Source organism: Dietzia sp. oral taxon 368 (genome assembly GCF_002999155.1).
In the GTDB taxonomy this organism is placed as follows: Bacteria; Actinomycetota; Actinomycetes; order Mycobacteriales; family Mycobacteriaceae; genus Dietzia; species Dietzia cinnamea.
The window spans coordinates 1,590,106-1,606,178 of record NZ_CP027238.1 but is presented as its reverse complement, the minus strand read 5'-3'; the positions used below and the strand labels follow the sequence as shown (position 1 = coordinate 1,606,178).

Sequence of the window (16,073 nt, the reverse complement as noted above, 5' to 3'; positions counted from 1 at the left end):
CCGGGTCGACACATCGCGTCGTGGGCGACCGTGGTCGCCACCCGTGGGGATCCTAGAACGCGCGGCGCCCCGTCGGGGGTCCGTGCCGCGCGGGCCTCCTAGCGGAGGGTCACCTGCCGGGCGCGCAACCCGTCGCGGGATGACCGCTCCTCGGAGGTGAGCGGGGCGTCGTTCGCGAGCGCCTCGCGCAGCCGCGCGTCGAGCTCCTGCAGACCCGGCGCCCACTCCTGGTGGTGCATCTCGCGATCCAGGTCGAACACCGGCACCAGCAGCCCGTGCGTGCGGAAGGACCCGGCGAAACGGGATCCCTCGCCCAGGTGCAACCCACCGGCCGCGTGGACCCGGGCCAGCGCCTCGAACAGCGCGTCCTCGTCCTCGGGCCGGACCCAGCGGATGTGTGCCTTCTCGCCGGCGTCGACCCACCACGCGGCCTCGATGCCGTCCGCCTCCACGCGGGCCGAGGGCATCATGACCTCGTTGGCGTTGCGGACCGCCTGCTCGATCTCGGGGGCGACCTGCACGCCCTCGGCCACCCACCAGGAGAAGTCGTCGTGCACGACGATCTCCAGCGGGGCGTCCTTCACCACGACGTCCGCCAGCGACGGCGTCGACCCGGTCGGGTGCGACGAGGTGAGCGTCTCCCCGCCGCCGGCGCGGCCCGCCCAGTCGATCGCGAACGCCAGATCGGCCGCCGGATCGGGGCCGTGGACCTGCACCTGCAGGCCGACCATCGCCTCGCCGCCGAGTTCGTCGTCGCGGACGAGCGCCGCGATCGCGCCGGGCAGGACCGTCGCCAACGTCACCTCGCGGTCGCCCGCGACCGTGGTGAGCTTCGCCGTGGCCGACGGCACGAACTCGCGCATCGCCACCATGTCGCACTCACCGGCGAACCCGGCGAACGGCCGCGGCTCGACGCTCAGTTCCTCCCGCTCGGCCGCGCGTGCGGCGATCTTGGCCTGGCGGTTGCCGCCGGCCTTGGGCTCGTTGTGCCTATTCCGTCTACCCACGGGCACCACGATACGGTGCGTCTCCGCAGCCCGCCCGCCGGACCGTGGACTCGGGCGGCGGCGGCTCTCCGGTGGCCGTCACCGGCTGAGGCGCTCCGGCAGCGACGGGCGCCCGCCAGTCGAACCAGTGGCCGCGCTGTGCAGAGTGCCAGCGCGACCGCCCTCGGATGCGCTGCTCCTCTGACCCGCGCTGGCTGAGTGCACGATTTCGCGGGGCTTGCGCTGCCGGACGGGACCATTCCGGGCGCGCAGGACGAAGCACCAGCGCAGGTCAGCGGGCTTATGATGCCGGATCGATCGGCAATCCCCGGACCGCCGCGCCCTGCCCGGTAGCCGCACTTGCCGCGTCTCCTGCACCAGCCGCGCCCGCCCCCGTCCCGGCCACAGCCCCGGCGGCCACAGCCCCGGCGGCCCCGGCCCCGTCCGCGGGTCCCTCGGTCGGCGGCGTCGCGCCGTCGAGGACGGTCAGCGCCCGCGCCGGCGCGTTGGTACCCACCCAGTCCACCCCGAGGTCGCGACACAGGAGGAGGTCGGCGGGGTCGTCGACGGTCCAGCAGTACGTGCCCATCCCGCGCGAGCGCCAGTACTCGGCCAGCCACGGCCGGGCGCGCAGGGCGCTGATGCTCGGTCCCATCAGCTGGGCGCCGAACCCCTCGGCGGGCCACGACTTGAACACGTTGCGCCGCTCGCGCAGCTGCACGGTCGGCACATCGGGGGCGAGCTGCCGGAAGCGCCGCACGGCGGAGACGGAGAAGCTCATCATCACCGCGCGTGACTCGGCGAAGGACGCGGCCCGGTCCAACCCGAAGTACCGGAGCTCGTCGCGTAGGGCGGTCTCGACGCGCCCGCCGGAGGGCACGGGGTGTTTGGTCTCGAGGAACAGGCGCACGTGCGGGTACGCCTCGGCCATCACGAGGAAACTGCGCAGGGTCATGACCGTCTCGGGCCTGCGGTGGACCGGGTGCCAGGAGCCCACGTCGAGGGCCGCGATCTGGTCGAGGGTGCTGGAGTGGACCCACAGGTCCCGGTTCCCGACGCGGGTGGTGCGCGGGTCGTGGAGCAGGACCGGGACGCCGTCGGCGGTGAGGCGGATGTCCACCTCGAGCGCCTCCGCGCCCTGGTCGAGGGCCTGCTGGTGGGCGACGCGGGTGAGTTCGGGGAATTCAGCCGAGGCGCCGCGGTGGGCGACGACGCCGCTTCGGGTGGAGACGGGTGAGGGCAGGTGGGTGGTCTCGGGGACCGTCACGTCTCACTCCTTCCGGGTCGCGGGTGCCTCCACGATCCCCGCCGGGATGAACCTGCGGGTGAACCGCGGGGAAGGGTCGGTGAAACTCCGCATGACGGACAGGGTCTCGCGGGCGGCCCACACGGCGGCGAGGGCTGCCAGGGCGGTGAGCAGGACGGTGTCGGCGGCGGCCTGGGAGCCCTCGCCGCTGCCGCGCCACAGCGCCAGGGCGACGGCCAGGGCGTTGACTCCCCACGCCGCCCACCAGCGCCTCAGGTCGGATCGGGAGGGGGCACGGTCCGACGCCCGGCGCAGTTCCTCCAGGTAGACGGGTAGGCGGAAGAAGTTGACGACGACGAGGAGCGCCCCCGCCCACAGGCCCGCCCGTGACCGGGGGTCCGGGACAGGCGCGTAGGCCCGGCGGCGGGTCTCCACGAGCCAGGCGGTCGCGGTGATCGCGGCGGCGAAGCCCACGGCGATGGCGACGATCCCGGTCACCCAGACCAGCGCCGTGGTGACGGCCTCGATCCACCACGGCGCGAGCCGGTCGGCGTACCAGGCGAGTGCGGCGTAGCGCAGGCCGTGGGCGACGGCGGTCGCGGCGAACCAGGCGCCGGCGGCGCGCATGATGCCGGGGGCGGCCGAGGCGAGGCGGGCCGGCCGGGGTACGGCGGGCGGCTCGAGTCGGTGCGGGATCGCAACCGGGGGCAGGCCCCACCTCGGGGTGGCCGGATAGGCGGGTGTCCGCGGGCCCCACGCGGGTCCGGTGCGGTAGCGCGGCAGGGGCGGTCGCGGGGTCGGTACTGGCGACCGCCACGGCGGGTGCGCGACCCAGCGCCACTGCCCCTGCCGCCGCGGTGTGGTCATGGCGACCATGCTGGCACAGCCCGGGTGGCGCGGGCGCGCGGTGCAGGTGGCCCGGTCTCGCGTCCGCGGATGGCGCGGGCGCGCGGTGTGGCACATGCTGGGGTCATGTCCTTGAGCTGTGTGCGCGTCCACGATCTCGTCTCCGGCCGCGCCGATCCCGGGGACGCGTACGTGGTGCTCGTGGACCGGCTGTGGCCGCGGGGCGTGCGAAAGGACGCGTTCCGCCACGACGAGTGGTGTACCGACGTGGCGCCGTCGCCCGAGTTGCGGCGCGAGTTCCACGGCGGAGAGCTGGACTTCGACGGCTTCGCCGAGCGGTATCGCGCCGAACTGTCCCGTCCCTCCGCGGCCGCGGAGGTGGAGCGCCTCGCGGCCCGGGCGGCCGACGGGGAGCTGGTGCTCGCGTATGCGTCGCGGGACACCGAGCACAATCACGCAGCGGTCCTGGCGGACGTCATCCTCGACGCTTCTCACTGAGTGGTCCGGATCTGCGCCACTCGCCGTTCATGTATCCGTCATCACAGAGGGGGTGACGGACCGTGCCGTCGTGTGTATGGTCTTTCTCAGTAGTTGAAATCGTTCGTTGTATTTCTGTAGATCCACCGCCCTTGCGAGAGGGCAGTGCGGCACCGCAGGGAAACACACAGCACGCTCTCTGCTGCAGCACCCGGTACTCCGACAAGCGGAGCACCGACTCTCGAAAGGCATCAATATGGCTACCGGTACCGTGAAGTGGTTCAACGCTGACAAGGGCTTCGGCTTCATCGCCCCCGACGACGGCTCGGCCGACGTCTTCGCCCACTTCTCCGCCATCAACGGCTCGGGCTACCGCTCGCTCGAGGAGAACCAGCAGGTCTCCTTCGACGTCGCGCAGGGCGCCAAGGGCCTGCAGGCGGAGAACATCACCCCGCTGTGATCTGACGTCAGACTGATCTGACGTTCTCAGACTGCACGAGAGGGCCCCGTAGGAGAAATCCTGCGGGGCCCTCTCGCATGTCCGGGCCCGCGCACAGCCGCTCCCGGCGATGGCGTCTCGCTCCCCTGCCTGGCGTCTCGCTCCCCTGCCTGCCGTCTTGCTCCCGCAGCCCACGCACAGCCGCTCCCGGCGATGGCGCCTCGCTCTTCTGCCTGGCGTCTCGCTCCCGCGGCCCCGCACAGCCGCTCCCGGCGATGGCGTCTCGCGCGCACCGAAGAGCGGGCGAGACGCCATCGCGAGGGGCGGCTGCGTTCGGGGCTACGGCTGCGAAGGCCGCGACGCCTGCGGAGGTCGTGGGTCGCGGCGTCCGCGGAGGCCGGAGCCGCGACGGCCGCGATCAGATGGGGCAGGCGACCCCGCTGCGCACGTGGCAGTCGTAGCCACCGGGATTCTTGACCAGGTACTGCTGGTGGTAGTCCTCGGCGTAGGCGTACTTTCCGGAGCGGGCCTCGTCGAGCATTCCGATCTCCGTGGTCAGCGGCCCGTAGCCCGCGGCGCCGAGCTCCTTCTGGTAGCCCTCGGCGATGCGGCGCGCCGCCTCCAGCTGCTCCGGCGTGGTCGTGTAGATCGCCGAGCGGTACTGGGTGCCCATGTCGTTGCCCTGACGCATCCCCTGAGTGGGGTCATGCCATTCGAAGAACTCCGCGAGCAGCTTCTCCACGGGCAGCACCTCGGGATCGAAGACCACGAGAACCGCCTCGGTGTGGCCGGTCAATCCCGTACACGTCTCCTCGTAGGTCGGGTTGGGCGTCCACCCACCGGCGTAGACGGCCGCCGTGGTCCAGACGCCGTCGAGCTGCCAGAGCACCTTCTCCGCACCCCAGAAACAGCCCATACCCAGCACGATCGACTCGTGCCCCTCCGGGAACGGCGGCACCATCGGATTGCCCGTGACGATGTTCTTCGGCGCCACGACCACCGGTTCCGCCCGGCCCGGCAGCGCCGAGTCGGCGTCGACGACCTCGGTCGCCCGTCGCATCGCGGATTGTCTGATCGCGTCCTGTAGCCAGCCCATGTAGCCAGGGTAACCGCGTCGCGGGATCGAGATCCGGACGTGATGTGACCGATCCCATAGTCCGCGTTACAGTGGTCGCCAGTACGACCGAGGGGGATCTGGACGTGACCGCCACACAGCCTGCAGTCCAACGACTTCGCGCCATCTTCGACGCCGATCAGCCGCAGCCGTTCGAGGGGACCGGCTGTAGCGATCACGTCCGCCGCCGCAATATCGCGGTGCCCGTCGCGCTCGCCGTCATCCTTCTGGTCGTGCTCATCGCCCTGCTCGTCCTCTGACCGGCCAGCGCGCGGTCGGGGCCCCGGCACGCGGCGAGGTCAGCTCGCCGACGGGCCTCCGAGGCGCTCGCGCGCGACCCGCACCAGCAGCGGCGCCCACGGCGCGCAGTCGTCCTCGGGCAGGGCCGCGATCTCCCTCAGTTCGCCCACCGTCACCCACCGTGCCTCGGCGATCTCGGCCCGCGGCTCGGGATCGCCGTCCATCCGGGCGGAGAACACCTCAGAGACCAGCAGGAACCCGGGCTCGTTGGCGGTGGCCGTGTCGAACCGGCCGAGCGACTCCAACGCGTCAGGCGTGAGGGGCACCCCCAGCTCCTCGTCGATCTCCCGCACCGCGCACTCGAGCGGCGACTCCCCCGTCTCCCACTTGCCTCCCGGCAGCATGAAGCGGTCCGTGCCGACCTTGCGCACCGTCACCACGGCGCCGTCGGGCCGACTCAGGATGACGGCCGAGACCGAGATGGTGCGCACGGCCGCCGTATCGGAGTGATCCACGGTTCTGATCATGGCAGGACACCGCGGCCGCCCGCGAGCCCACCGCGGCGCCGGACGACGCGCTCGCCCGCAGATCACTATGGTGGAGACGGACGCCGTGACAGGCGCCACGGGTCGACCCCGCGCGCTGCCCGTCACCCAACTGAAAGGACACTCCACTATGGCCGAGTACGTTCTTCCCGATCTCGACTACGACTACGGCGCTCTCGAGCCGCACATCTCCGGCGAGATCATGGAGCTGCACCACTCCAAGCACCACGCCACCTACGTGAAGGGCGCCAACGACGCCCTCGAGCAGCTCGCCGCGGCCCGCGAGGACGGCAGCATCTCCGGCAAGGCCCCGCTGCTGAGCAAGAACCTGGCCTTCCACCTCGGTGGCCACACGAACCACTCCATCTTCTGGAAGAACCTCTCTCCGGAGGGTGGCGACCGCCCCGAGGGTGAGCTCGCCGCCGCGATCGACGCCGAGTTCGGCTCGTTCGACAAGTTCCAGGCGCACTTCAACGCCGTCGCGACCACCCTGCAGGGCTCCGGCTGGTCCGTCCTCGGCTGGGACCACATCGGTCAGCGCATGGTCATCCAGCAGCTCACCGACCAGCAGGGCAACATCTCGGTGAACATCACCCCGCTACTCATGCTGGATATGTGGGAGCACGCCTTCTACCTCCAGTACAAGAACGTCAAGGCCGACTACGTCAAGGCCTTCTGGAACGTCGTCAACTGGAAGGACGTGGCCGAGCGCTACGCCGCCGCCAAGGGCTGACGGAATCGGACCCGTCACGGCTCTCTTGAGCTGACAGCGGCCCGGGTGGGGATCACCCCGCCCGGGCCGCGTCCTGTCCGCCGCCGGGGTCCGCGACCGTGGAACCGGCCGGGCCCCGGAACGTGGAACCGACCCGGCCCGTGGTGCGCACTCGGCCCGTGGTGCGCACCCGGACGGTCGTCCGAGACGTTACTGTGACTCACGCAACCGCCCCGGCGTCCGCCGCAGCGGCGCACCCGCGCGAGAAGTGAGGTCCCTTCGGTGTCCAACGGCGAGCGACAGGTCGACCACTCCCAGACCGGCGGTTCGACCGGCATGAGTCGCCGCACCGTCCTGGGCGGAGCCGCCGCCCTCGGCGGGATCGCGGCCCTGCAATCGGTCCTGCCCGCCGTCGCCTCAGCGCAGTCCACGGCCCTGTACGTCGGCCGCGGCATCGGGGACATGACCGGAGAGCCACTGGGCGCGGGCATGAACGGGTACGCGGACACCGAGCAGCTCTCCGTCGGACTGCACCTGCGGCAGAGGGCGCGCGCCTTCGTCTTCGCCGACTCGCCGTCGTCGACCCGGTTCCTCCACGTCACCGCCGAGATCGGCCTGATCTTCCAGTCGATCCAACAGGAGGTCCTCCGACGCCTGGCGGCGGAGTTCGGCGGCACCTACCACGAGGGCAACGTGGTCATCACCGCCACGCACACCCACGTCGCCCCGGGCGGCACCTCCGGCCACCCGATGGTCGACCTGTCGATGCTCGGCTTCCGCCCGGTCACGTTCGAGGCCAACGTCGCCGGCATCGTCGACGCCGTCCGGATGGCGCATCACGACCTCGCCCCCTCGGAGGTCGGCGTCACCACCGGCACCCTCCACGACGCCGGCGTTCAGCGTTCCCGCGGCTCGTTCGAGCGCGACACCCCGGAGGAGCGCGCCCGCTTCCCCGAGGGGATCGACCCGCGGTCACAGTCGCTGCAGATCACCCGCGGCGGCCGGCTGGTGGGCGTCCTCAACTGGTTCGCCACCCACGCCACGTCCATGACGTCGCACACCCGCATCGCCTCCTCGGACAACAAGGGGTACGCCGCCTGGCACTGGGAGCGGGAGGTCGCGGGCCAGGACTACCTCGCCGGCGGGACGCCGCACCTGGTCACCGCGTTCGCTCAGACCAACCCCGGAGACGTCAGCCCCAACCTGGACCTCGAACCCGGCCGCGGGCCGACGCCCGACGAGTGGCTCAACACCCGCATCAACGGCGAACGACAGTTCGCGGCCGCCCGCGACCAGGTGGGCAGGGACGTGCGCCCGCTCGGCGGCGGGATCGACGTGCGACACGTGTGGGTCGACATGTCCGCCGTCGAGGTCCGGCCCGAATTCACCGGCGACGGGCGCACCCACCGCACCGCCGTCGCGGCACTGGGCGCGTCGTTCGCCTCGGGCAGCCAGGAGGACGGCGGTGGCGGGGACGAACTGCCCTTCGCCGAGGGCGACCGCGGCGGCAACCCGGCGGTCAAGGCCCTCACCGACATCGTGATCCCGGCGTGGCTGCGCGAGGCCCACGCGCCCAAGGACGTCCTGCTCCCGGTGGGACTCGTGCCGCACGCCGTCCAGCGCGTGTACCCGTTCCACCTCGTGCGCCTGGGCGGGCACTACCTGTTCACCCTCGGGTTCGAGCCCACCGTGGTGGCGGGTCTGCGGCTGCGGCGCACGCTCGCGGCCGAGCTGGGCGTGGCGGAGGACCACGTGACCGTCCAGGGCTACTCCAACGCGTACGGCCACTACGTGACCACGCCCGAGGAGTACTCGGCCCAGAACTACGAGGGCGGCGCGACGATCTTCGGCCCGTGGACCCTGCCCGCGATCCAGCAGATCGCCGCCGACCTGGCCGGCTCGATGCGGGCGGGCACGCCGCTGGACCCCGGAACCTCCGAGCGAGACCTCACCGGACAGATCCCGGCCTCCCCGCTGGGCAACCCGCTCGTGGACACCCCGGCCCCACTGCGGAACTTCGGCGACGTCCTGGACCAGCCGCTTCCGGAGTACCGCGTCGGGCAGCGCGTCCTGGCGCGGTTCTGCGGCACCCACCCCAACTCGGACCTGCGCCGGGGCGACACCTACCTGGCGATCGAACGCCGCGACGGCGGGCGGTGGGTCCGGGTCCACGACGACGGCGACTGGTCCACGATGATCGTGTTCGAGGGGCTGCTCACCGTCACCAACGCGCTCGTCACGTGGGACATCCCGCCGGGCACCCCGGCCGGCGAGTACCGGGTCGTGTACACCGCGTCGGGCCGCGGTCTCGACGGTCGCCTGTTCCCGGTTCGGGGGGAGAGCCGGGGCTTCACCGTCCGCTGAGGCGGGGTCTGGGACACTGGACCCGACATTCGTTGCAGTTCCTAGTGAAAGGACAACGCCCGTGGACATCAAGGGTGCTTCCGTCATCGTCACCGGTGCCGCCTCCGGCCTGGGTAACGCCACCGCGCGTTCCTTCGCCGAGAAGGGCGCCGTCGTGTTCGGCCTCGACCTCCAGCAGTCGATCGACAAGGCCGTCGAGCAGGGCATCGACGAGGGCATCACCCTCATCGCCGCCGATGTGACGAGCGAGGACGACGTCAAGGCCGCCATCGCCCGCGCCACCGAGGCCGCGCCGCTGCGCGTCGTGGTCAACTGCGCCGGCATCGCGCCGGCCGCCCGCATCGTCTCCAAGAAGGGCGTCCACGCGCTCGACCTGTTCGAGACCTGCATCTCCGTGAACCTCGTGGGCACCTTCAACGTGCTGCGGCTGGCCGCCGAGGCCATGTCCACCCAGGACACCGTCGACGAGGACGGCCAGCGCGGCGTCATCATCAACACCGCATCCGTCGCCGCGTACGAGGGCCAGGTCGGGCAGATCGCCTACGCCGCCTCCAAGGGTGGCGTCTACTCGATGGGCATCTGCGCCGCCCGCGACCTCGCGCAGTTCGGCATCCGGGTCAACACCATCGCCCCGGGCACCATCGAGACCCCGATGCTCAAGGGCCTGACCGAGGAGTTCCAGAAGTCGCTCGAGGCCGCGATCCCGTTCCCGTCGCGCCTCGGCCGCCCGTCGGACTACGCGCAGCTGGCCAACGCGATCGTCGAGCACGACTACCTCAACGGCGAGTCGATCCGCATGGACGGCGCCCTGCGCATGGCGCCACGCTAGTCAGCGCGCCGCGCACGGCAGCGCGGCGCTCCCCCTCGAGCGCCGCGCTGGATTGCGCCGCGCTGCAGCGTCGCAGACGACTGAGGCCCGCCCCCCTGATCGGGGCGGGCCTCGGTCGTAGGCGGGACTGGTATCAGCCGCGGCCGTTGTCGATGCCCGGGCCGGGGGCCGGCGGGGCCGGGGCGGGCGCGGGAGCCGGGGCGCCGGCGGGCGCGGGCAGACCCGGAAGCGGCGGCAGGACGATGCCCGCGTCGGCCAGCGCCTGCTGGATCTGCGGCGCGAAGGCGATGCCCGCACCGATCGCGGCGACGGAGCCGAAGCGCAGCACGACCGAGCCGGCACCAGCCGGGTCCTGGATGATGGTCGTCGCGCCCTCGCCGATGCCGAGGGAGCCGGCGACGGGAGCATAGAGCGGCGCGAGCGAGCCCGTGGTGGGCTCACCGATCAGCGAGTCCGTCGTATCGACCGAGCTGGTGACGAGGGGCGCGACCGAGCCCGCCAGCGGGGCGAGGGACCCGGTGGACGGCTCGCCGAGCAGCGTCGAACCGGACGTGTCGAGCGAGCCCTCGCCCGTGGCGTTGGCAGGGGGATTAATCTGCACCGACCCGCCCTCGAGCGAATCGGAGACCAGGCCGAGGCTGCCGGAATCCAGGCCGCCGGTCTGGGCTCCTGCGACGCCGGGGAGACCGGCCATGCGTCTCCTCGGGTGGAAAAGGGTTCCCAGGCGCGGAGGCTCATGGCCGGACCACCCCGGGTGGGGCCTGCCTGGCCCGCGAGAACGCTGTTACGACACCAACAGTGAGATGCGGACCACGCCCCACCCTATCCCCGGGTTCAGGTGATGTACGGCGTCAACTCAGTTAAATCTTAGTTAGAATAAGGAGTGAGACCTTTTCTCCCACACCCCGTGTCGGTCGCGTAGCGCCGTTTCGGACCCCGCCGCGGTCGCGCGCCCCGAGGCGGGCTCGCGGCAGGGCGGATAAGAGGACGCCGATACTCGCCGGTCAGCGGCGTCGACTCAGGCGAACCTGGTGATCCACTCCCGCACGGCCCGCGTGGCGCGGACGTCGTCCTCGTTGTAGGCGAGGATCCGCTCGCGCCCGGCGTCGCGTTCGACGCCCCGGGCCGCCTGCGCGTCCCGGTACCACCCGAGCGAGGCCTCACCGCCCGCCTCGGGGTCCCGCCAGGTGAATCCGGCGACCGGCGCGACCACCTTGAGGCCCAGGCCCGGCGTGGAGACGAACTGCGTCGCGACGGCCTCGTGAACATCCACCCACAGTGGAGAGGAGATGAAGCGCCGCACCTCGGCGACTCCGGGGACCCCCTTGACGACGGCGAGGGAGCCCTCCGGACCGAACCTGCCCGCCGAGGAGAGGAGCCAGCCGTTCTCGGCGGTCCGTGAATAGCAGTACGCGCGGAACGAGCGCCCCTGCCCTGCCGCCCGGTCCCGTATCCCGGTGAGCCAGCGCCAGAATTCCGCGAACGCCCGCCCCTCGTCGACGTCCGGCAGTCGAGACCACGTGACGAACGGCCGGTACCCCTCGTCCTCGAGCGGCCGCCCGTCCCTCAGGGTGAGCAGCGTGCCCCACAGGTAGGCGCCGTCGTCGAGGTGGCTCTCGAGGTCGACGTCCACCTCCACGTCCGCCCGGGGGATCGTCGGCCGCGCCACCTTGGGCACCACGACCTCGCCGTCGCGGTGCGCCCGCGCGCGCAGGACCGCGTCGGAGTACGGCTCGCCGTTCCAGTCGGTCGGCCGGTCCGGCCCGGCCTCCGCGAGTTCCGCCACGGTCCGGATCCCCCGCGCCCTCAGAGCCCCCACCTGTCCGCCGCCGACGACGAGGCTGACGTCATCGGACAGGACCAGCCGGTCGCGACACCCCTCGACGGGCCCGTCCCGGTCGTCCCACCCCTCCCACCACGGGCAGGTGCGGCATTCGCCGATCCGGCTGGGGGCGGTGTCCAGCTCACCGCGTACCACCGCCAGTCGCGTGGCGTGGGTGCGGTCGGCCGGGTCGAGCACCGGCCCGAGGTCGTGCACCACCGCCCGCGCCGAGCCCAGCCCGAGCACCGCACCCACCGGGGACGACGTCGCGTGCCCCACCGCCTCGAGCAGGCGCCAGGCGTGGACGAGCCGGTCGAGGTCCGCCGGATGGCGCCGCACCCGCAGGGTCGGATCGGGCGCCGGCGCCCAGTCGAGCAGCCGGGTCACCGTCGCCGTCGACGACCCCTTCCCCCGCCGCGGGTCGACCACCTTGTGGTTGACCACCAACACCGGCGCGTACCCACCGCCGGGCACGGCCGCCACCGTGCACCTCAGGCCCGCCCGGCCACTGCCCTCATCGGCGGGAAGGGCGGCGCCCCACACCAGAGTCGCCCCGTCGGCCAACGCCCGGAGGGTCACCTCCTCGTCGTCGTCACCCGGTACGTCCCCCGGCAGATCCGTCCAGTGGTCCCCCACCACGTCCACCACCGCGGCGTCGGGGCGAGCGCCCGCCAGCGCGCGCTCCCTCAGTCCCGCGCGGCGATCCGCCGCAGCCATGGCCCGCAGCCTGACGCCCTCGTCGATCGGCGCGGTCCGCCGCCACCCCGGCCGGGCGTCGCGCTCCCGGGCCACGCGGTGCAGACATCTGGCCCCCGAAGCCGGTCCCACCACCGCCGCGTCGGGGACCCGGCCCGTGGTGCGCTCGGCGTCCTCCATCGCCGTCCATCATGGCCCAGCCGCCCAGTGCACGACGGTCCGGTCCTCTGTGCCCGGCAATTCGCCTAGGCTGGTGGCCTGATGTTCGCGACGAGAGAAGGATCGACGCCCATGGGCAAGCTGACGACCTACCGCGACAAGCGTGCCGGACTCCGGGCCCATGCCGCGGCGCTCAAGTCCACCGCCATGACCGAAGCCAAGCTCGCGGCCAAGGAGGCCCGCAAGCAGGCCAGGGAGGCCCACCGCGTGGAGCTGGCGGAGGCCAAGAAGCGCGCCAAGCTCGAGGGCAAGAACGCCGACCGCAGGGCAAAGCGGGAGGGGAAGCGCGCCGAGAAGCAGGACAAGCTCAACCGCAAGGCCGCCAAGCGGGACCGGAAGGCCGAGAAGGTCCACGCCAAGGAGGAGCGCAAGACCGTCAAGCGCGAAGCCAAGATCCTGGCCAAGGACCGGAAGCTCGCCGACAAGATCGATGCCGCCGGCCGCAAGCACGAGTACCAGCTGGCCGAGATGGAGCTCGACAAGCTCAAGGGCACCAAGCTCAACAAGGACGACGTCCAGCGCTGGCTGAACATAGCCCAGGTCGCCACCCCGGTGCTGCTGCCACTGCTCTACAAGGTCGTGTCCAACGTGCAGAGCTCCGACAAGACCGCCGGGGCCGGCGGCGTCGATCTCAAGGCCGCCGGCATCAACGCCACCGGCCCCGGTGCCGCCCTGGGTGCGCGGATCGTCCGCCTCGAGCGGACCCTCGACCAGCTCGAGACGAGCCGCGGTGGCGAGCGGGAGGTCAAGGACTTCGTCGCCTCCACCCGCACTCGCCTGACCGACCTGCGCACGGCCGTCGAGACCGCCGAGACCACGCCCACCGCCCAGCGGCGCGAGATCCACTCCTCGATCTCCGGCGAACTCGACCGCGTGAACAAGGACGTCCTGGCCCGCCTGGGGGTCAAGGCGTGACCCAGCTGGACATCGGTTCCGCGCGGTCCGGGCGTCCGGCGGGGGCCGGGCGTTCGCCGCTGCGTCGGCGCCTGGGTTCGGTCGCGGTGGCGGCCGCCCTGCTCGGCGGCGCGACCGCACCCTCCGTGATGCTCGCGCCCGTCGCGGCCGCGCACTCCGTGCTGATCTCCGTCGACCCGGAGGACGGCTCGCAGCTCGACGCGGCGCCCGAGCAGATCGTGTTGACTTTCAACGAGGAGGTCAACCAGAACTTCGCCTCCGTCGCCGTGACCGCCGGAGATGACCGGACGAACCGCGTGGCCGGCAAGCCGATGGTCGACGGCGAGACCGTCACCGCCCGCGTCGACGACCTCGCGCCCGGCGCCTACACCGTCGGCTATCGCGTCACCTCGGCCGACGGCCACGTGGTGAGCGGCTCCTCGGTGTTCACCGTGGCCGGTGCCGAGGGTGGCGCCGGCGCGGACGGTGGAGCGGCCGGTGGTGAGGGCGGTGCGACCGCTGGTGAAAGCGGTGCCGGGGCCGAGGGTTCCGATGCCGGCGGGGCGACGGCTTCCGACGCCGGTGGCGAGTCCGCGGACGCCGATGCGACCGAGGCGGACGTCGCCGACGAGACCTCCGGCGAGAGCTCCGGAGTCAATCCCGTGATCTGGGTGGTCGGCGGCCTGGCCGTCCTGCTCATCGGCGGCGCGTTCGTGCTGCTGCGCCGGGATGGCGGCAGCGGCAGCTGACTGACTGCCCCGGGGGCGACGGGCCGGCGCGCGCTCCGGACCTCGGCCCGCCCCCGGGCAGCCGCACGCCTCCCTGGCGTCTCGCTCGTCCAGATGGCGTCTCGCTCCTGGGCCGGGCGTCTCGCTCCCGCGAAATCCTGGCCAGCCGCACGCCTCCCTGGCGTCTCGCTCCTCCGGATGTACGCGAGACACACAGCCGCTCCTCGCCATGGCGTCTCGCCCACACTTCGGGGCGGGCGAGACGCCATGTTGGCGAGCGGCTGTGGTCGAGCGCGGCCTGCAAACGACCGGCCAGCTCCGGCCCGTAGTCGGGCTACCGCCCCGGCAGGAACCGCATCGCGTTGGTCGCGGGCGCGAGCACCTGCTGCCACCGCTTACGCGGCAGGAACGACGGCCCGCCCATGTGCATCACTCGCTGCGTGGCGATCGTCTGGGCCTCGGTGTACTTGAGCAGGCCCTCGTCACCGTGCCGGCGGCCGACCCCGGAGGCGCCCATGCCGCCCATCGGCCCGGCGACCGAACCCCAGCCCGCGACGTACCCCTCGCCGACGTTGACGGTGCCCGTCCGCAGGCGCGCCGCGATCGCCTCGCCCTCCGCGTCCGTGGCGGCGAACACCGAGGAGTTGAGCCCGTATTCGGTCTTGTTGGCCTCGGCGATCGCCTCCTCGACGGAGTCGACCGGGTAGATCGACACCACCGGGCCGAAGGTCTCGTCGCCGAAGCAGGTCGCGTCCTCGGGCACGTCGGCCAGCAGGGTGGGCTCGTAGAACAGGGGGCCCAGGTCGGGCCGGGCCCGCCCGCCGGCCAGGACGCGGGCCCCCTTGGACACGGCGTCGTCGACGTGCGCGCTCACGGTGTCCAGCTGGTCCTGCGAGATGAGGCTGCCCATCTCGGCCTCGAAGTCGTACCCCGGGCCGACGCTCATGGCCTTGACGCGGGCGGTGAGCTTCTCCGTCAGCTGCGCCGCCACGGACTTCTCCACGTAGAGGCGCTCAACCGAGATGCACAGCTGGCCGGAGTTGGAGAAGAAGGCGCGCGTGGCGACCTCGGCGACGCGGTCGAGGTCGGCGCCCGCGGTGACGATCATGGCGTTCTTGCCACCGAGTTCGGCGGAGAATCCGATCAGACGCTCGCCGCACTGGCGCCCGAGCGTGCGGCCGGTCGCGGTGGAACCGGTGAACATGAGGTAGTCCACGTTGTCGACGATCGCGCCGCCGACGGTCCCGCCCGCACCGGGGACCACCTGGAACAGCTCGCGTGGCAGGCCGGCGCGGTAGAACATGTCGGCCGCCGCGAGCGCGCAGAACGGGGTGATCGACGCCGGCTTGATCACGACGGCGTTGCCGGCGATCAGCGCGGCGAGTGCGTCGGTGGCGGCGAGGTTGAGCGGGTAGTTCCACGGCGCGATCACGCCCACGACGCCCTTGGGCTGGCGGCGGACCACGGCTTTGGTCAACCCGGGCAGCATGCCCTGGACCCGCTTGGGCGCGAGCAGGCCGGGAGCGGTGCGAGCGTAGTGGCGGGCGGTGATGAGGCAGTCGAGGACCTCTTCCTGCGCCGACGAACGGCTCTTGCCGGTCTCGGCCTGGACGATGTCCATGAGCTCGGCCCGGTTGCGCATGACCTCCTTGGCGAACCGGGTGATCACGGCGACGCGGTCGGCTACGTCGCGGTCGGCCCACGCCACCTGGGCGGCGCGGGCCCGCTCCACCGCGGCGACCACGTCGTCGGCGGTGCCGGCGGGGATCTCCGCGAGCGGCTCGCCGGTGAAGACCTCGTTGATGGTCGACGACGGGCGACTCGACGGGTCGGCGCGGAATTCGGGGATCGCGACGAGGTCGCGGAGGCGGTCGTACACGCGGGGCGCAGGTCGGCTCATGCCCGCCAAGGTTACC

Annotated in this window: 16 protein-coding genes; 8 read left to right on the top strand and 8 right to left on the bottom strand. The window is 72.2% G+C overall.

The window, feature by feature from the left end; all coding sequences use genetic code 11:
* Window positions 1–98: 98 nt before the first annotated feature.
* The 3 genes from C3V38_RS07530 to C3V38_RS07520 form a co-directional block, all read right to left on the bottom strand.
* The gene (locus C3V38_RS07530) at window positions 99–1,007 is read right to left on the bottom strand and encodes a DUF5926 family protein (RefSeq protein WP_106386402.1); all 909 of its coding nucleotides are present in this window, start codon (window positions 1,005–1,007) and stop codon (window positions 99–101) included.
* Window positions 1,008–1,287: 280 nt separating this feature from the next.
* Window positions 1,288–2,253 carry a glycerophosphodiester phosphodiesterase family protein gene (locus C3V38_RS07525; protein WP_305790981.1) on the bottom strand — a complete coding sequence of 322 codons (966 nt, stop codon included), beginning with the start codon at window positions 2,251–2,253 and terminating at the stop codon, window positions 1,288–1,290.
* Between the two features lie 3 nt (window positions 2,254–2,256).
* Window positions 2,257–3,099 carry a DUF4328 domain-containing protein gene (locus tag C3V38_RS07520; protein ID WP_254426120.1) on the bottom strand — a complete coding sequence of 281 codons (843 nt, stop codon included), beginning with the start codon at window positions 3,097–3,099 and terminating at the stop codon, window positions 2,257–2,259.
* A gap of 105 nt (window positions 3,100–3,204) precedes the next feature.
* On the opposite strand from C3V38_RS07520, the gene C3V38_RS07515 reads away from it, so the two are divergent.
* Both C3V38_RS07515 and C3V38_RS07510 read left to right on the top strand, forming a co-directional pair.
* The gene (locus tag C3V38_RS07515) at window positions 3,205–3,576 is read left to right on the top strand and encodes a DUF488 domain-containing protein (RefSeq protein ID WP_254426119.1); all 372 of its coding nucleotides are present in this window, start codon (window positions 3,205–3,207) and stop codon (window positions 3,574–3,576) included.
* Between the two features lie 235 nt (window positions 3,577–3,811).
* Window positions 3,812–4,015 (top strand): cold-shock protein, encoded by a 204-nt coding sequence (locus C3V38_RS07510; RefSeq protein WP_063972317.1) that lies wholly within the window; start codon window positions 3,812–3,814, stop codon window positions 4,013–4,015.
* Between the two features lie 397 nt (window positions 4,016–4,412).
* On the opposite strand, the gene msrA is transcribed toward C3V38_RS07510, so the two are convergent.
* Complete coding sequence (msrA, locus tag C3V38_RS07505; protein ID WP_106385430.1) at window positions 4,413–5,090, bottom strand: peptide-methionine (S)-S-oxide reductase MsrA; 678 nt, start codon at window positions 5,088–5,090, stop codon at window positions 4,413–4,415.
* Window positions 5,091–5,194: 104 nt separating this feature from the next.
* On the opposite strand from msrA, the gene C3V38_RS17585 reads away from it, so the two are divergent.
* On the top strand, window positions 5,195–5,368 hold the full coding sequence (locus C3V38_RS17585; protein WP_165001081.1) for a hypothetical protein: 174 nt from the start codon (window positions 5,195–5,197) through the stop codon (window positions 5,366–5,368).
* A gap of 39 nt (window positions 5,369–5,407) precedes the next feature.
* Here the strand turns inward: C3V38_RS17585 and C3V38_RS07495 are convergent, their stop codons facing one another.
* Window positions 5,408–5,863: an NUDIX domain-containing protein gene (locus C3V38_RS07495; protein ID WP_232303002.1), complete on the bottom strand. Its 456-nt coding sequence runs from the start codon at window positions 5,861–5,863 to the stop codon at window positions 5,408–5,410.
* Between the two features lie 160 nt (window positions 5,864–6,023).
* Here C3V38_RS07495 and C3V38_RS07490 point away from each other — a divergent pair, with 160 nt between their 5' ends.
* The 3 genes from C3V38_RS07490 (at window position 6,024) to C3V38_RS07480 (ending at window position 9,798) form a co-directional block, all read left to right on the top strand.
* Entirely contained in the window at window positions 6,024–6,626 is a 603-nt protein-coding gene (locus C3V38_RS07490) for a superoxide dismutase (RefSeq protein ID WP_007629669.1), read from the top strand.
* 261 nt (window positions 6,627–6,887) lie between these two features.
* Window positions 6,888–8,969 (top strand): neutral/alkaline non-lysosomal ceramidase N-terminal domain-containing protein, encoded by a 2,082-nt coding sequence (locus C3V38_RS07485; RefSeq protein ID WP_106385429.1) that lies wholly within the window; start codon window positions 6,888–6,890, stop codon window positions 8,967–8,969.
* A gap of 61 nt (window positions 8,970–9,030) precedes the next feature.
* Complete coding sequence (locus tag C3V38_RS07480; RefSeq protein WP_007629673.1) at window positions 9,031–9,798, top strand: SDR family NAD(P)-dependent oxidoreductase; 768 nt, start codon at window positions 9,031–9,033, stop codon at window positions 9,796–9,798.
* A 133-nt stretch (window positions 9,799–9,931) separates the two neighbouring features.
* Here the strand turns inward: C3V38_RS07480 and C3V38_RS07475 are convergent, their stop codons facing one another.
* Both C3V38_RS07475 and C3V38_RS07470 read right to left on the bottom strand, forming a co-directional pair.
* Window positions 9,932–10,492 carry a hypothetical protein gene (locus tag C3V38_RS07475; RefSeq protein WP_106385428.1) on the bottom strand — a complete coding sequence of 187 codons (561 nt, stop codon included), beginning with the start codon at window positions 10,490–10,492 and terminating at the stop codon, window positions 9,932–9,934.
* A 324-nt stretch (window positions 10,493–10,816) separates the two neighbouring features.
* Complete coding sequence (locus tag C3V38_RS07470; RefSeq protein ID WP_106385427.1) at window positions 10,817–12,496, bottom strand: TM0106 family RecB-like putative nuclease; 1,680 nt, start codon at window positions 12,494–12,496, stop codon at window positions 10,817–10,819.
* A 111-nt stretch (window positions 12,497–12,607) separates the two neighbouring features.
* Between C3V38_RS07470 and C3V38_RS07465 the strand changes: the two genes are divergently transcribed.
* Both C3V38_RS07465 and C3V38_RS07460 read left to right on the top strand, forming a co-directional pair.
* Entirely contained in the window at window positions 12,608–13,450 is an 843-nt protein-coding gene (locus tag C3V38_RS07465) for a DUF6474 family protein (protein ID WP_106385426.1), read from the top strand.
* A complete protein-coding gene (locus C3V38_RS07460; RefSeq protein ID WP_106385425.1) occupies window positions 13,447–14,178 on the top strand; it encodes a copper resistance CopC family protein in 732 nt (243 codons plus the stop codon). Before C3V38_RS07465 ends, C3V38_RS07460 begins: the two co-directional genes overlap by 4 nt.
* Before the next feature lie 313 nt (window positions 14,179–14,491).
* Here the strand turns inward: C3V38_RS07460 and C3V38_RS07455 are convergent, their stop codons facing one another.
* Window positions 14,492–16,057: a succinic semialdehyde dehydrogenase gene (locus C3V38_RS07455; protein WP_061227850.1), complete on the bottom strand. Its 1,566-nt coding sequence runs from the start codon at window positions 16,055–16,057 to the stop codon at window positions 14,492–14,494.
* Between the last annotated feature and the right edge of the window lie 16 nt (window positions 16,058–16,073).

Bases quoted from the DNA above. Each gene is read 5' to 3' on its own strand.
- C3V38_RS07520 (WP_254426120.1), bottom strand. From the start codon at position 3,099: ATGACCACACCGCGGCGGCAGGGGCAGTGGCGCTGGGTCGCGCACCCG.
- C3V38_RS07515 (WP_254426119.1), top strand. From the start codon at position 3,205: ATGTCCTTGAGCTGTGTGCGCGTCCACGATCTCGTCTCCGGCCGCGCC.
- C3V38_RS07510 (WP_063972317.1), top strand. From the start codon at position 3,812: ATGGCTACCGGTACCGTGAAGTGGTTCAACGCTGACAAGGGCTTCGGC.
- msrA (WP_106385430.1), bottom strand. From the start codon at position 5,090: ATGGGCTGGCTACAGGACGCGATCAGACAATCCGCGATGCGACGGGCG.
- C3V38_RS07490 (WP_007629669.1), top strand. From the start codon at position 6,024: ATGGCCGAGTACGTTCTTCCCGATCTCGACTACGACTACGGCGCTCTC.
- C3V38_RS07475 (WP_106385428.1), bottom strand. From the start codon at position 10,492: ATGGCCGGTCTCCCCGGCGTCGCAGGAGCCCAGACCGGCGGCCTGGAT.
- C3V38_RS07470 (WP_106385427.1), bottom strand. From the start codon at position 12,496: ATGGAGGACGCCGAGCGCACCACGGGCCGGGTCCCCGACGCGGCGGTG.
- C3V38_RS07465 (WP_106385426.1), top strand. From the start codon at position 12,608: ATGGGCAAGCTGACGACCTACCGCGACAAGCGTGCCGGACTCCGGGCC.
- C3V38_RS07455 (WP_061227850.1), bottom strand. From the start codon at position 16,057: ATGAGCCGACCTGCGCCCCGCGTGTACGACCGCCTCCGCGACCTCGTC.